This is a genomic window from Halomonas nitroreducens (assembly GCF_003966155.1).
GTDB lineage: Bacteria > Pseudomonadota > Gammaproteobacteria > Pseudomonadales > Halomonadaceae > Halomonas > Halomonas nitroreducens.
This window is the reverse complement of sequence record NZ_RXNS01000010.1, coordinates 17402-30772: the sequence shown is the minus strand read 5'-3', so window position 1 is coordinate 30772 and position 13371 is coordinate 17402. Positions and strand designations below refer to the sequence as shown.

Sequence of the window (13371 nt, the reverse complement as noted above, 5' to 3'; positions counted from 1 at the left end):
GCAGATGGGATCCGCCCCCGACTGGCCGCGAGCGCTGTCAGAAGACCTCCTGCCAGGTGATGCTCGCCCCGTCGCCCCCCACGCCGGCGATCAGCCCCAGGTTCTCCAGTGCTGCCTTGCTATAGCTCAGGTTGATATTTCCGTTCAGCGCCAGGTCGGCAGTGTGGTTGCCGCTAGCATTGCCATTGCCATTGCCATTGCCATTGCCATTGCCATTGCCGCGACCCTGTGCCGACTGGCGCTGGGGGGATTGAGATGGTGCGGTCTGGCCGTCGGGGGATGGGGACTTCAGCATCACGATCCCGCCATAGAGATCGAAGGTGCCGTTGGCCAGGTCGATGCGGCCGCCTTCCTCGACCAGGATCAGCCCCTCATGGTGGGCCGTGCCGTTCACGCTGAGGATGCCGCCATCCCTGACGATGATCACCCCGGCGGTAGCTTGGTTGCTGTTGAGTCGGGCGCTGCCGATGATCTCTATGACTCTCTGGTCTTCCCGGGAGGTCCAACCGCTGATCTTGTCGTTCTTCCTGTCGCCGAAGCTGGCGGAGGCTTCGGGAAGGCTGTCCAGATAGTCCGCCCAGGCCTGGCGCTTTTCGAGGTACTCGGCGCTGAGCGAATCCGTGTCGCCATCCGCCTGTCCGCTCTCTGCCCTGAACCAGGCATCGTTGTAAAGCGCCGTCCGGGGGATCGCGTCGGGGTCGTCCACCGGAGTCGTGGTGCAGTGGCTCCCGGTGCAGGAGAAGTCGCTGGGAAGGTGATGATCCCGGCCATCGACATGCTCGATACCGATGGCCGAGCAGTCGGCGCCGAAGCAGGTGAACACGGCCTCCAGGTCAGGCGCCGCGCCCCCGCCGGCCACCCGCGACAGGATCATGCGCTCCACGGGGCTGGCGTCCGGGCCGGCGTAGCCGCGCGATAGCACGTAGGTGCCCGTCGCCACGGACGCCAGGTTGGTCAGCTGCTCTGCCTGCTGCTTATCGACGATGGCGAAGCGAAAGCTGGCGAGCGAGGATACCGGGGTCGTCGCGCTCCAGGTCGAGGCCGGATCGTCCAGGCCGGACGGCGGCCGCTGCCCCTCGCCATAGGCCCGGCGTCCGGCACCGATGCCGGCCTCGGCGCCCATCTGGGCCAGGGTCGCCAGGCGATAGTTCCCGGTGATGCGCTCCTGCAAGAGGCTCGACTGGAAGGTCGAGAGCGCGAGCAAGGTCCCCACCGACATCAGCACGAGCACCACGACCAGCGCCATGCCTCCTTGGCGACCAGGCTGGACATCCATGTCTATTCCCCTTCAGTCATCTGCTGTGGCGTTGCGGATTGTCATCGGTCGGTTGACGGCCGTGAACGTCAGGGTCGGCGACGGCGCATCCTGCGCCGCCGTCAGGGTCATCGTGATCCTGGCGCTGTGGGAACCGGCGCCGCGCTCGACGCGGAAGCCGGCAATGCCGCTGACCAGTGCCATCGAGGCCGCGCAGCCGGGATCCAGGATCAGGTCATCGTCCTGCCGGGCATAGGTCACGGTGAAATCGTCGGTGCCGGCGCCCGGACAATACGTGGCACGGCGACTGCCCTCCAGGGTGAGCCGAAGGCTGGTGGCGGTCATGCCGTCGGCTGGCAGGTCCCATCCCTTGGCGACGCGAATGTCGCGCAGCAGGCTGTCGGTGCCGAAGACCAGGGCCTGCTGGCGTTCCGCCAGCTGCTCGCTACGATCCTGGCTGCGGCCCAGGGTGAGATAGAGTTGCGTCGCCCCGGCGAGCACCAATAGCCCCAGCAGGGTGGCGATCATCGTCTCGACGAGCGAGAAGCCCGACTGGTGGTGCCGCCGTGGCATGGGTGGCGTCGGTTCATGCATGGGGAATAGCCAGCGTGTAGGTCAGCAGGGAGACGCTCTCCGTCTCCATGTCACCATCGGCCTTGCGATACGCAAAGCGCTCATCTTTCCAGCGGACTGTGACATCGACCCGGCAAGCCGAGCGATCCGCCCAACTCAAGCGACTGCTCGAAAACCCTGGTAGATCATTCTCCCAGGCCTGGGTCCAGTCCCGTTGGAGGGTCGACAGCTCATTGTCGTCCGGGCAGGCCAGACCCTCCTGCTGGCCCAGCCATTCCCAGAGACGTTCGCCCGCATCCTGGGCGGCGAGGTTGGCCACGGCACGCTGATAGGCGACATGGCTGCCCTGCAGGCTCTTGAGCTGCAGGGCCGCCAGGCCCAGCAGGGAGATCGACAGCACCAGGACGGCGACCAGCACCTCGATCAGGGTGAAACCACGGCAGGATGGCACCAGGATGCTCCAATGGGTACAATTTGTAACGCGATGTTACCAGCGTGCCGGCAGGAGACAAGGGGGCGTCGGCCTGCGGACGCAGACCTGGAGGCAAGGGAAGGTGTGGTGAGGCGCCCCACACGACGGGGCGCCGGCAGGCCTCAGACGATATCCAGCGGCGCCTTGTGCGTCGGCGTCGGGAAGGCGGCATCGAGCCGCGCCAGGGCGTCCTCGTCCAGGCGCATGTCGAGGGTGTCGGCGTTGTCGCTCACGTGGCCGGGTTGGACGGCCTTGGGAATGGCGATGACGTCGCGTCGGGCCTCGCCACGCTGGTCGTCGACCGGGCGGATGGCCCAGGCCAGCAGCAGCTGGGCGGGCGTGAGATCGCGTTCGGCGGCCACCGCCTGCACCTCCGGGTGGTCGAGCAGCCGCCGGCGCAGCCGGCCGGCCTGGGCCAGGGGGCAGTAGGCCATCAGCGGCATGCCATGCCGGCGCTGCCAGGGACGCAGCGAATGCTCGATGCCGCGGGAGCCCAGATGGTAGAGCACCTGGTTGATGGCACAGGCGTCCCCGCCGGGCGTGGCCTGGAGAGCGTCCATATCAGCCACGTCGAAGTTGGAGACGCCGAAGCGGCGGATCTTGCCGGCCGCGCGCAGCCGCTCGAAGGCCTCCAGGGTCTCGTCCAGGGGGATGCCGCCGGGCCAGTGCAGCAGGTAGAGGTCGAGGTGGTCGGTGGCGAGTCGCTTGAGGCTCGCCTCGCAGGCGGCGATCGCGGTCTCCCGCCCGGCATTCCAGGGATATACCTTGGAGACCAGGAAGGCGTCCTCGCGGCGTCCCGCCAGGGCCTCGCCGACCACTGACTCGGCGCCGCCGTCGCCGTACATCTCGGCGGTGTCGATCAGCCTCAGGCCGCGCTCCAGGCCCTGCTGCAGGGCGCGCACCTCGTTGGCCCGGGGCACGAGACCCTCGCCCATGAACCAGGTGCCCTGGCCGATGGCGGGAAGCTCGACGGCGGGTTCATGGGCGGTGGCAGCCAGGGTGACACGGGGCGGGATCGTCATGACGCCTCCTTTCGATATTTGTGGAAGGATTTTCCATGTATTCTGGAGGCAGCTCGAAAGGGATGCAACGTGACCCTGTGTCCCGGGGAGGCCACCCGCATGGTCTATCGTGTAGGGGCAAGGCTTCGACCCACCCAACGATCAAGGAGTCGACATGAGCATCAAGAAGAACGGAAGCGCCGTCTGGCAGGGCGGTCTCAAGGATGGCCAGGGCACGGTCTCCACCCAGAGCGGCGTGCTCAACGAGGTGTCCTACAGCTTCGCCAAGCGCTTCGAGGGCGAGGCCGGCTCCAACCCCGAGGAGTTGATCGGCGCCGCCCATGCCAGCTGCTATTCCATGGCGCTGTCCATGATCCTCGGCGAGGCGGGCTTCACCCCCGAGCGCATCGCCACCCAGGCCACGGTTTCCCTGGAGGAAGTCGAAGGTGGTTTCGGCATCACCGCGATCCACCTGGACACCCGGGCCAGCGTCCCCGGCGCCGACGAGGCGGCCTTCCAGGATGCCGCCAACAAGGCCAAGGAGGGGTGCCCGGTCTCCAAGCTGTTTAACGCCGAGATCAGCCTGGACGCCAAGCTGGAGGGGTGAGCCAGCAGCGCTCGCGCCAGACGAGGAGGCCACCGTCGGGTGGCCTCCTGGCGTTCAGGGCCGGCGCCGGGCGGCGTCCACCAGGGCGCGGATCAGGCGCTGCTGGGGACGGTTGAAGATCAGCCACTCGGGATGCCACTGCACCCCGATCAGGAAGTCGTGCTGGCGGGACTCGATGCCCTGCACCAGGCCGTCCCGGTCCCGGGCGACGATCTCGATGCCCTGGCCGGTCTCCTTCACCGCCTGGTGGTGCAGGCTGTTGATGCGGCACCAGGTGACCCGCAGGATGCGGTTCAGCTGGCTGTCGCCGACGATGTCCACGGTCTTGCGCGGCAAGACCGTGCGCCGCCGCTTGAGCCCCTCATGGGTGGTGTAGATGTCCGGGTCCAGGGTGCCTCCCAGGTGGACGTTGATCAGCTGGGCGCCCCGGCAGATGCCGAGTACCGGCCGGCGCGCGGGGATGAAGCGTTCGAGCAGCTCGAGCTCCAGCTGGTCCCGCTCGGGGTCGACGCGCACGTCGAGCTGCATCTCGCCGCCATAGTGGTGGGCCTCGATGTCGTCGCCGCCGCCGATGATCAGGCCATCCAGGGCCATCGGGCGGGGGCGCGCGGGGGACAGCCGCAGGGGCCGGCCACCATGGCGCCACACGGCGAACCAGTCGAACCACCAGGCGATCCGACTCTTGCGGTCCGAGGTGGTGATGCCGATCAGGGGACGCGTCTCCCGACTCATGGGCGACGGCTCCAGCGCCGCAGGGCGGTCCACCAGCGCCGGGGCAGCGAGGGCCGATGCAGGGCCAGGTACTGGGCGCCCCGCTCCGCCAGGGTGGCCGGCGCGGTCGCCAGCACCTCCACCTCCAGCCAGCGGTTCCATTCGGTGACGGCCCCCCAGCCGGGTTCCGACAGCTGGGCATTGGGCAGCCGGTAGTGGAAGGTGGGGCGCGGCTTGACCAGGGCGTCATTGAGCAGCTCGTGGGGGTGCTCGGGATGCAGGTAGGCGAACAGCGGCAGCAGGTCCAGCTCGCGGTTGCGGGTCGGGTTGTCCTCCAGGTAGTCGTCGATCAGCGTCTCCAGGTCGGGGGTGTAGCCCGGGTCCAGCACCTTGAGGGCATAGGCCCGGGGGAAGGGGTTGGCATGGGGCAGCATCTCGCGGGTGATGTCCACCCGGATCTGTTCGCGCAGCCACTTCGCCGTGAGCAGGTAGGCCCGCAGGTAGGCCAGGATATCCTCGACGGCCAGGCTCGGGACCTCGGGATTGAGGTGCAGGCCGAAACCGTACAGCAGGCTGGCGTCGGTGCCCTTGGCGCCATGATGGCGCAGCGCCTCGAACAGCGCGTCGAGTTCTTCGAGCTCGTCCCAGGGCACGGGGGGGCAGACGATCTCGGTGGGCACCAGGCCGGTGACCACGTCGCCGATCAGTTCCCGGGTGCGCTTGTGGAAGTCCTGGCGCATGCGTTCCCACTCGCTGTCCTGGTAGGCATCGGGATCCAGGAGCCGGCTGTCGGGATGGGCATACTGGGTGTCCAGCTCGATGCCGAAGTCGCCCCAGCGGGCGCCCGTCACCTTGAGCCGGTGGGCACTGATCACGTCCAGCCGGCCGCCGAACAGCGATTGCACGAGGCAGGCCGTCTCGCGGGGGGGCATGCCGGCGAACTCGATCTCGACGCCGACCCGGCGGCGACTGCCATCGGCTTTGCAGGGCACGGGTGGCGGCTGGGGCGTCATGTCGGCATCCTGTGGGCTTGTTCGTCGGCAGCCTAACACACTGCCGTTGGAGGACAGGATGCGGCAAGATGCCGGCATGCCACACAAGGGAGACCCGACGTTGCCAAGCCTGCCCCGCCTACGCGATGCCCTGCGAGGCCTGTTGACCCTGGTGCTCGTGCTGCTGCCCCTGGCGGCGGCGGCGCAGTCCCTGCCGCTGTCCGCCCTGGGGGGCGGGGAGACCGAGGAGGGGCACGATCCCGAGGCCTTCCAGGCGTCTCTGGAGCGGATCATCGACACCCTGGAGAATGAGCAGCGCCGCGGGGAGCTGCTCGCCAACCTGGAGGCCCTGCGCCAGGCCAACGAGGAGGTGGTGGACCAGGAAGGCATCGCGACCCCGCAGGGCCTGCTGGGGGCGCTCGCCGAGACCTTCAACGCGCTGGGCGAGCAGGCCGAGTCGGGGCGCTCACCGCTCGACGAGTGGGGACGCCAGCTGCGCCAGGGCTGGTCGGAGCTATCGGCGCTGGTAGTGAACACCGGCAACACCGAGCTGCTGCGCTTCGTGATCGAGATGGCCGTGCTGACGGTGATCTGGGCCGGCCTGCTGATCATCCTCATCGCCCTGGGCCGCATGCTGGCCCAGCGGCGGGGGTGGCCCCTGGACCTGCCTCGGGAACCCAAGGGCGGCCTGCTGGCGATCCACTTCCTGCGCCGCATGCTGCCCTGGGCGCTGGCGTTCGCCATGGTGCTGGGCATCGCCCAGCTGGTGCCGGAGAGCGCCGGGCGCACCGCCTCCCTGGTGATCGCCTATGTGGCCCTGTGCGGGCGCACCCTGTCGGTGGTGGTGGAGTCGGTGATCTCGGTGTTCACCCGGGGACACCGCTTCACCGCCGTGCAGCTTCTCCAGCACCGCGCCCTGCGCCCGCTGTTCATCATCGGCGCACTGATCGCCCTGGGCGATGCCCTCAACTCGTCGCGCCTCACCGAGCTGCTCGGCAGTGATCTGGCCAGCCTGCTCTCGGTGCTGGCCAACACCCTGGCGGCGCTGCTTAGCGGACGCTTCATCCTGCGCTTCAAGCGCCCCATCAAGCACTTGATCGGCAACCGCTCCTATCGCTATCGCCGCGAGCGCAGCGGGGCCACCGAGGTGGCCCGGGTGGTCGGCGGCCTGTGGCACGTGCCGGCCCTGATGCTGGTGTGGGGCTCGCTGCTGGCGATCTTCGTGACCGGCGGCGACGTGGGGACGGCCCTGGCCCGCTCGATCATCTCCGCCTCGCTGCTGGTGCTGACCCTGGTGGTGACCGGTCTGATCCGCCGCCATGCCGAGCGCCGCTCCAAGCGACGGCGCCAGAGCGATTACCGGCGGCGCCTGGAGCGCTTCGGCTATGCCCTGTCCCATGTGCTGGCCTGGATCGCCTTCGCCGAGCTGTCGCTGCAGGTCTGGGGTGGTTCGCTGGTCGGCATCGGCCAGCAGGGCGTGGCCAGCGTACGCATCGGCCAGGCGCTGCTGGGCATCGGCTTCACCGTGCTGCTGGCCTGGCTGGCATGGATCTTCGCCGACACGGCGATCCAGCGGGCCCTGGTGTCCTCGGCACGCTCCCGCGGCCGGCGCGTCAACCAGGCCCGCGCCCAGACCATCACGCCGATGATCCGCAACATCATCTTCGCCACCATCGTGATCATTGCGGCCATCGTCGGGCTGGCCAACCTGGGCGTGAACGTCACGCCGCTGCTGGCCGGTGCCGGGGTGATCGGCCTGGCCGTGGGCTTCGGTGCCCAGACCCTGGTCCAGGACCTGATCACCGGTATCTTCATCCTCATCGAGGACTCGCTGGCCGTGGACGACTTCGTCAAGATCAACGGCCACATGGGCACCGTCGAGGGCCTGACCCTGCGCACCGTGCGGCTGCGCGATCTCGATGGCATCGTGCACATCATCACCTTCAGCCGCATCGAGTCGATCCATAACATGTCGCGGCAGTTCGGCATCGCCCTGATGAAGATCCGCATCCCCTTCGACATGCCCATCGACAAGGCCACCGACCTGATGCACGACACCGCCCTGGCGCTGCGCCAGGATCCGATGATGCGTCACCATATCTGGTCACCGCTGGAGATGCAGGGCATCGACCACTTCGAGGATGGCTGCGCCATCCTGCGCATGCGCTTTCGCACCTCGCCGGAGATGCAGTGGGACGTGGCCCGCGCCTTCAACCTGCTGCTCAAGCAGCGCATGGAAGAGCAGGCCCTGGACCTGGGCGTGCCACGCCTGAGCGTCAGCATGGAGGGCATGGGCGGCGGCCGCCTGGACGGCAGCCAAGAGCGGGGCGAGGCCCGCGATGCCGCGGGCCGCGAGCCGGGCGAGGCCGGCGTGGCCGACCCGGGCGGCGACACCAATGCCCGGGGGGCCTCGCCAGACCCGTCGCCGGGCCAGTAGCCGGGATCACGGCATCCAGCGACCCAGCATGACGCCGGCGCCCAGCGCCAGTGCCACCAGCCCGGCGATCAACCAGGGGGCATGCAGGCGGCGCCAGCGGTTGTAGCGGCGGGCGGCATGCTCAAGGCGCCCCATCAGTGCCTCGAGGCGGGAGCCGGGCGGGCCCGGCGGCAGCGAGAAGTCGTCGGCGGGCCCGGCCCGCCAGTAGGGGGCATGGGTCAAGCCCAGCCGGGCCCGCAGCCGGCCGATATCGGCGAGGGTGTCGTGCAGGGCGTCATACTCCGCGCGGCGCCATTCGGTCTGCAGCACCGCGTCGGCATCGGCCTTGAGCGCCGTATGCTCGCAGGCCGCAATGGCCGCGGCGATCTGGGCGTCGTCGGCCCCCGGGGCCAGGCGCAGCCGCTGATAGAGGTCGCGCATCTCAGCTCACCTTCATCAGGAAGTCATAGGCCTTGCGGATCCGCTGGAAGCGCCGGGATGCGCTGGCGACGATGGCCTCGCCCTCCCGGTGGAAACGGTCCGGATGGTGGGCCTGGGCCAGGCGGCGATAGGCCTTGCGAATCTCGCCGCGGCTGGCACCGGGCTCCAGCCCCAGCACGGTCAGCGCGCTGCGGATTCTCGGGTCGGGCGCCGTGGCCCGCGCGTGGGCATGGTGAGTCCCGTCGCCCCCCGGCCTCGAGCGTTGCCGGCGCTCGTCATGGGATTCCCGCCGGCGTTCACGGTGGGCCTGCCGGCGCTGTCGCGCTGCCTCGCGCTCGGCCCGCTGGCGCTCTCTCTCGGCCTCGCGCCGGGCCTGCTTGTGGCGTCGCTCGGCTTCGCGTTCGGCGCGCTGCCGGGCCCGGGCCTGCTCCTTGGCCTTGTGCTGCTCGTGCCTGGCTTGCGCCCGTGCCGCGCGGGCCTGGCGGCGGGCTTCCGCCCGCTCGTCACGCTGGCGCTTGCGTATCGCTTCCTGTGTCTCGTCCTGGGGCTCGTCGCCTTTGCCGGGCGGCGGCTTGCGACGGCGTTCCCGGGCACCCTTTTCGCGGCGCTGCCAGTACGCGTGGCGGCTGGGATCGCCCGGCTCGCGCAGCGGGCGGCCCGCCTGGGAGGCATATAGCGCGGCGAATTCGGCGGGTGCGACACCCAGCAGGTCGGCCAGGAAGCGCAGGACATGATGATTGGCCAGGGTCGGTTCGGCTTCCTCGGTGGCCAGGGTGACGGCCAGGCGCAGGAAGGCGCGGGACGTCTCTCCGTGGAGTTCCTTCTGCAGCACCTCGGCGGCGAGCTGGATGGCGCCCAGGTCCTGGCTGGCGGCGACCTCCAGCACGGGGGCTAGCTCATGGCCGTGGCGGAAGGCTCCGGTCAGGGCGGTGAGGTGGGCGCGCTCGGACTCCCCGACCGGCCCCTGCTGGGTCAGCACCCAGGCCAGCAGCAGCAGGGCGGCAGTGTCGGCCTGGTCGCGACTCTGGAGCAGCAGGAGTTCGAAGGGGGAGAAGCGGGCGGCGGTCATTCCCTGACTCTTGTCGGTGGGCCTGGGGGCTCATGGTTTTACTGGCTCCGGGCCTTGCCAAGCCCGGGGCCACGATATGCTAGCGTAATCTCGGGGGCCAGAAGGTCCGGCGCTCGCCGATCGCGGGGACGACCATCCGTTATCGGCGACGGGCGTCAAATCTTGATGGTAGGGAGGAACATCATGCGTTCTGTTATTCGGACGTTGCTGGCGCCGGTGATCTGGGTGGCCGACAAGCTCGGCACTTCCCGGCAGGTGTCGCGCAGCGAGGCACAGCAGGCCGAGGTGGACCAGGCCTGCGAGACCCTGGCCCTCTACCAGGCCTGGAGCGAGCCCGACTGCATCCAGGTCAGGCGGGAGATCACCCGGCTGGGTCTCGAGATCGAGACCCGCGACGTGCGCCTCGACCCCGAGAATACCCGGGCCCTGAAGGAGGAGGGCGGCAAGCTGGAGGTGCCCTGCCTGTATATTCGCGAGCCGCAGGGCGAGGAGCGCTGGCTCTACGGCGCCCAGGTCATCATCGACTACCTCAGGGAGCAGTTCGGCGAATAGCGAGGCGACCCCGTCGAGGTGCATCAACGCAGCGCCTCGTCGCTTTCCTGGGCTGGATCAAAGCTCAAAGAGCCATTGCGGCTGGCTCCTCATTCGCTTCCGGTTTGTTGAAACGTCGGGTTTTACTATGACCCATGCCGCAACTGAATCATCGCGCATGGCAGGACGCTACGCGCTCTCCGATCAATGCTGGAAGACGATCGAGGACATTGCCTCGCCTACCCAGCCATTGGGCCGTCCCCGCCGGGAGGACCGCGAAGTGCTGAACGGAAATTGCTGGCGCTATGCTCTGGCACCAAGTGGCGCGACCTCCCGGAAGGGTATGGCCCCTGGAAGACGGTCCACGACCGGTTTCGGCAATGGCGAGAGGACGGCACCTTTGAGGCAGCCCTTGATCGGCTCCTTGACGAGCGGCGTGAACCGGACTGATGGATGTGGATACCTGAATGATCGATTTCATACCGATCCGGGCCACGCGCGCGGCGGTCGGGGCACTGGTTGGTACCATACGGCGCCATTCCTTGAGCCGGCAGGGGCTTGAGCAGGCAAACTCGAACGGCTAGGGTCGCGGGGCAATATCCCGGCTGACAACTCATTGGCAAAAACAGAAGGGCAGTGATCGGATGAGCTCTGAACAACACCGCGTAGTGCTGCTGGACGGAGGCATGGGCCAGGAGCTCAGGCGGCGCAGCGATCGCCCTGCCACTCCGCTGTGGTCCGCGCAGGTCATGCTGGACGAACCGCAGCTGGTCACCGCCGTCCACCGTGACTTCATCGACGCCGGTGCCCAGGTCATCACGACCAACAACTACAGCGCGACACCGCAGCGCCTTGCGCGTGACGGTGATGCCGGCATGTTCGCGCCGCTGCATGCCGCGGCGCTGAACGCCGCTCGCCAGGTGCGTGAGGAAAGCGGTCGGGCGGTGCGCATTGCGGGCTGCCTACCTCCGCTGGTCGCGAGTTATCACCCCGAAGTCGTGCCGGACGACGTCACTTGCCTGCGCGACTATCGCCGACTGGTGCAGGCCCAGGCCGAGTGGGTCGATCTTTTCCTCTGTGAAACCATGTCCCTCATGCGCGAGGCGCGTGCCGCGACGCTCGCGGCGGTGGAGTCTGGTATCCCGGTGTGGGTCGCCTTCACGGTGGAAGACCACGATGGCACGCGTCTGCGCTCCGGCGAGCCGCTGGTCGAGGCGGCCCGGGGGGCGGTAGAGGCCGGTGCCGAGGCGATATTGGTCAATTGTTCGGTGCCTGAGGCGGTCACGACCGCGATGGACGAGCTTGCTGGCCTTGGCGTGCCATTCGGGGGGTACGCCAACGGCTTCATGTCGGCGGCTGACCTCAAGCCCGGCGGCACGGTGAAGGCACTGGAGACACGCAAGGATCTGGATCCAGAGGGCTATGCCGACCATGCTTGTCGGTGGATTGAGCTGGGCGCGACTATCGTCGGCGGCTGCTGCGAGGTCAGTCCGGCGCATATTGCCACCCTGGCTGAACGCTTGATCGTCATGGGATACCACCTCCCGGCCCCATCCCGCCCGTCAGCGGATTCGTGAGGGGTCGTCGTCGTGCCTCGGCCGACCCGCAACGGGCGCCTGTAGCCCAGGGCGTCGGTCGAGGCCAGCAGGGCGTGAATCTCGGTAAGGCCAGTCAATTCATGCCCGGCCTCATAGCGCCTCCTCCAGCAGCATGGCCAGGCGCTTGTGATGCAGGGCGTCGGCGGCCGCGTCGTAGGAGGGCGCGTCCTTGGCCGTGAAGCCGTGGGCGGCGCCCTTGTAGAGCTCGGTGGTGAAGTGCACGCCGGCCTCGGCCAGTGCCTCGTCCACGTGGGCGATCTGCGCGGGGGGCAGCAGCTCGTCCTGGTCGGCGTGGCCGAAGTAGACGCGCCCCTCGATGGTGCCGACCACCTGCACGGGGCTGGTCGGGTCGCCGGCCTCCGCCAGGCGGGCCGAGTGAAAGCCGGCCGCGGCGGCCACGCGGCCGGGGTGTTCGGCCGCCATGCGCAGTGCGAAGGCCCCGGTCATGCAGTAGCCGACCACGCCCACCTTGCTGTCCGCGAACTCGGCTTCGGCATCGATGCAGTCCAGGAGGGCGACGAAGTCGCGGGCCTGTGCCTCGGGGGTCAGGTGCTCGGCATACCCGAGCAGCGTCGGGCGCACGTCCGGATCGCGGAAGGACTTGCCTTCCGGCACGACGGTGCCGGTCGCATCGCGGTAGTAGACGTTGGGCATCAACACGGCGTAGCCGTTGTCCGCGAGCCGCTGGGCCTTCTCGTGATAGCAGGGGCGCAGGCCGCCGATATCGGTGAACAGCACCACGGCCGGCAGCGGGCCGGCGGCGTTGCCGGGCGTGAAGACATGGGCGTCGATGATGCCGTCGGCAGCGGGAATGTCGATAGCGCGGGACATGAAGGGGCTCCGGGTCGTCGATGGCGGATGAACGGTCATCAGTACCGACCGTAACCGGGGGCCGGCCCTGTTGACGAGGTCGTTACTGCCCCGCCCCGATGGTCAGCCGCAGGGCCTGCAGGCCGTTGAGCTCGAGGCGGATCTTGTCCGAGAACAGCGGATGGCCCTGCAGACGCAGGTCGACGGTAGCCGAGGCGCCCTGATAGTTGACGTCGGCGGAGATCGTCGCCTCCGTGCTCAGGGGGGCCAGCGGGCCGTAGTCGACGCCCTGCACCTCCAGGGCGGTCAGGCCGACGTCGGCGAGCGCCTGCTCGACGTCGTCCTTGACGCTCATGCCATAGACGACATAGAGCCCGCCATAGGCCAGGCCGAGGATCACGATAAGGGACAAGAGACGGCCCACGGCATTCTCCTTGGTCGTGGCATGCGAGAGATCGGCAGGGGTTATACCACAGAACGGCGGGCGTGCGGCGACCAGCCGCCCTCGCGGATCACGCTGCAGCCCGCCACGTCGCGATTGTAGAGATACAGCCAGGCCGGCCCGAAGGCGGTGGGATGGACGACGCGGTCGTAGGTGCCGCTTGCCGGGCGCCGGATCCGGTAGTCCTCCAGGCGGTCGAGGCCCGCAAGCAGCGACGCATCGACGCGGAACACCTCGATCTCGACGCCCCGCGAGGGCTCGAGCCGGGCGCCGGGGTAGGGGCCGAGGTCGTAGAGGGTGGCGTCGGTGAGCCGATCCGCGCCCACGAAGTCGGCACCGTCCAGCCAGTGATGGTTGCGCAGGCCGCGCTTCAGGGTGCCGTAGACGGCGACCAGGGGGGTGCGGCGGATGGCAAGGGCGGGGGCAGGCATGGAGCGGGTCTCCTGTCGTGCG

16 protein-coding genes are annotated in these 13371 nt (G+C 68.7%); 5 read left to right on the top strand and 11 right to left on the bottom strand.

The window, feature by feature from the left end; all coding sequences use genetic code 11:
* Window positions 1-37: 37 nt before the first annotated feature.
* The 4 genes from EKG36_RS11305 to EKG36_RS11290 all read right to left on the bottom strand — a co-directional run bounded on the left by EKG36_RS11305 (window position 38) and on the right by EKG36_RS11290 (window position 3322).
* The gene (locus EKG36_RS11305; RefSeq protein WP_126484122.1) at window positions 38-1276 is read right to left on the bottom strand and encodes a pilus assembly PilX family protein; all 1239 of its coding nucleotides are present in this window, start codon (window positions 1274-1276) and stop codon (window positions 38-40) included.
* Between the two features lie 12 nt (window positions 1277-1288).
* Window positions 1289-1828, bottom strand: a complete 540-nt coding sequence (locus EKG36_RS11300; protein WP_185827542.1) for a PilW family protein — start codon at window positions 1826-1828, stop codon at window positions 1289-1291.
* 13 nt (window positions 1829-1841) lie between these two features.
* Complete coding sequence (gene pilV, locus EKG36_RS11295; RefSeq protein ID WP_126484118.1) at window positions 1842-2279, bottom strand: type IV pilus modification protein PilV; 438 nt, start codon at window positions 2277-2279, stop codon at window positions 1842-1844.
* A 143-nt stretch (window positions 2280-2422) separates the two neighbouring features.
* A complete protein-coding gene (locus tag EKG36_RS11290) occupies window positions 2423-3322 on the bottom strand; it encodes an aldo/keto reductase (protein ID WP_126484116.1) in 900 nt (299 codons plus the stop codon).
* 154 nt (window positions 3323-3476) lie between these two features.
* Between EKG36_RS11290 and EKG36_RS11285 the strand changes: the two genes are divergently transcribed.
* Complete coding sequence (locus EKG36_RS11285) at window positions 3477-3908, top strand: OsmC family protein (RefSeq protein WP_126484114.1); 432 nt, start codon at window positions 3477-3479, stop codon at window positions 3906-3908.
* A 54-nt stretch (window positions 3909-3962) separates the two neighbouring features.
* On the opposite strand, the gene EKG36_RS11280 is transcribed toward EKG36_RS11285, so the two are convergent.
* Both EKG36_RS11280 and EKG36_RS11275 read right to left on the bottom strand, forming a co-directional pair.
* A complete protein-coding gene (locus EKG36_RS11280; protein WP_126484112.1) occupies window positions 3963-4640 on the bottom strand; it encodes a gamma-glutamyl-gamma-aminobutyrate hydrolase family protein in 678 nt (225 codons plus the stop codon).
* Entirely contained in the window at window positions 4637-5632 is a 996-nt protein-coding gene (locus tag EKG36_RS11275; RefSeq protein ID WP_126484110.1) for an amidoligase family protein, read from the bottom strand. Before EKG36_RS11275 ends, EKG36_RS11280 begins: the two co-directional genes overlap by 4 nt.
* A gap of 76 nt (window positions 5633-5708) precedes the next feature.
* Here EKG36_RS11275 and EKG36_RS11270 point away from each other — a divergent pair, with 76 nt between their 5' ends.
* Window positions 5709-8048: a mechanosensitive ion channel family protein gene (locus EKG36_RS11270; protein ID WP_126484108.1), complete on the top strand. Its 2340-nt coding sequence runs from the start codon at window positions 5709-5711 to the stop codon at window positions 8046-8048.
* Between the two features lie 6 nt (window positions 8049-8054).
* Here the strand turns inward: EKG36_RS11270 and EKG36_RS11265 are convergent, their stop codons facing one another.
* Both EKG36_RS11265 and EKG36_RS11260 read right to left on the bottom strand, forming a co-directional pair.
* Window positions 8055-8468 (bottom strand): hypothetical protein, encoded by a 414-nt coding sequence (locus EKG36_RS11265; protein WP_126484106.1) that lies wholly within the window; start codon window positions 8466-8468, stop codon window positions 8055-8057.
* 1 nt (window position 8469) lies between these two features.
* Window positions 8470-9537 carry a J domain-containing protein gene (locus EKG36_RS11260; RefSeq protein ID WP_126484104.1) on the bottom strand — a complete coding sequence of 356 codons (1068 nt, stop codon included), beginning with the start codon at window positions 9535-9537 and terminating at the stop codon, window positions 8470-8472.
* Between the two features lie 183 nt (window positions 9538-9720).
* Between EKG36_RS11260 and EKG36_RS11255 the strand changes: the two genes are divergently transcribed.
* The 3 genes from EKG36_RS11255 (at window position 9721) to EKG36_RS11245 (ending at window position 11645) form a co-directional block, all read left to right on the top strand.
* Complete coding sequence (locus tag EKG36_RS11255; protein WP_185827541.1) at window positions 9721-10089, top strand: glutaredoxin family protein; 369 nt, start codon at window positions 9721-9723, stop codon at window positions 10087-10089.
* A 186-nt stretch (window positions 10090-10275) separates the two neighbouring features.
* Window positions 10276-10518, top strand: coding sequence for a transposase (locus tag EKG36_RS21090; protein WP_126484102.1), 243 nt, complete (start codon window positions 10276-10278; stop codon window positions 10516-10518).
* Window positions 10519-10712: 194 nt separating this feature from the next.
* Window positions 10713-11645: a homocysteine S-methyltransferase family protein gene (locus tag EKG36_RS11245; protein WP_126484100.1), complete on the top strand. Its 933-nt coding sequence runs from the start codon at window positions 10713-10715 to the stop codon at window positions 11643-11645.
* Between the two features lie 111 nt (window positions 11646-11756).
* Here the strand turns inward: EKG36_RS11245 and EKG36_RS11240 are convergent, their stop codons facing one another.
* From EKG36_RS11240 to EKG36_RS11230, 3 genes are all read right to left on the bottom strand, one after another.
* On the bottom strand, window positions 11757-12497 hold the full coding sequence (locus tag EKG36_RS11240) for a dienelactone hydrolase family protein (protein ID WP_126484098.1): 741 nt from the start codon (window positions 12495-12497) through the stop codon (window positions 11757-11759).
* 82 nt (window positions 12498-12579) lie between these two features.
* Complete coding sequence (locus tag EKG36_RS11235) at window positions 12580-12900, bottom strand: hypothetical protein (RefSeq protein WP_185827540.1); 321 nt, start codon at window positions 12898-12900, stop codon at window positions 12580-12582.
* Between the two features lie 41 nt (window positions 12901-12941).
* Window positions 12942-13349 (bottom strand): gamma-glutamylcyclotransferase family protein, encoded by a 408-nt coding sequence (locus tag EKG36_RS11230; protein ID WP_126484096.1) that lies wholly within the window; start codon window positions 13347-13349, stop codon window positions 12942-12944.
* Window positions 13350-13371: the final 22 nt, after the last annotated feature.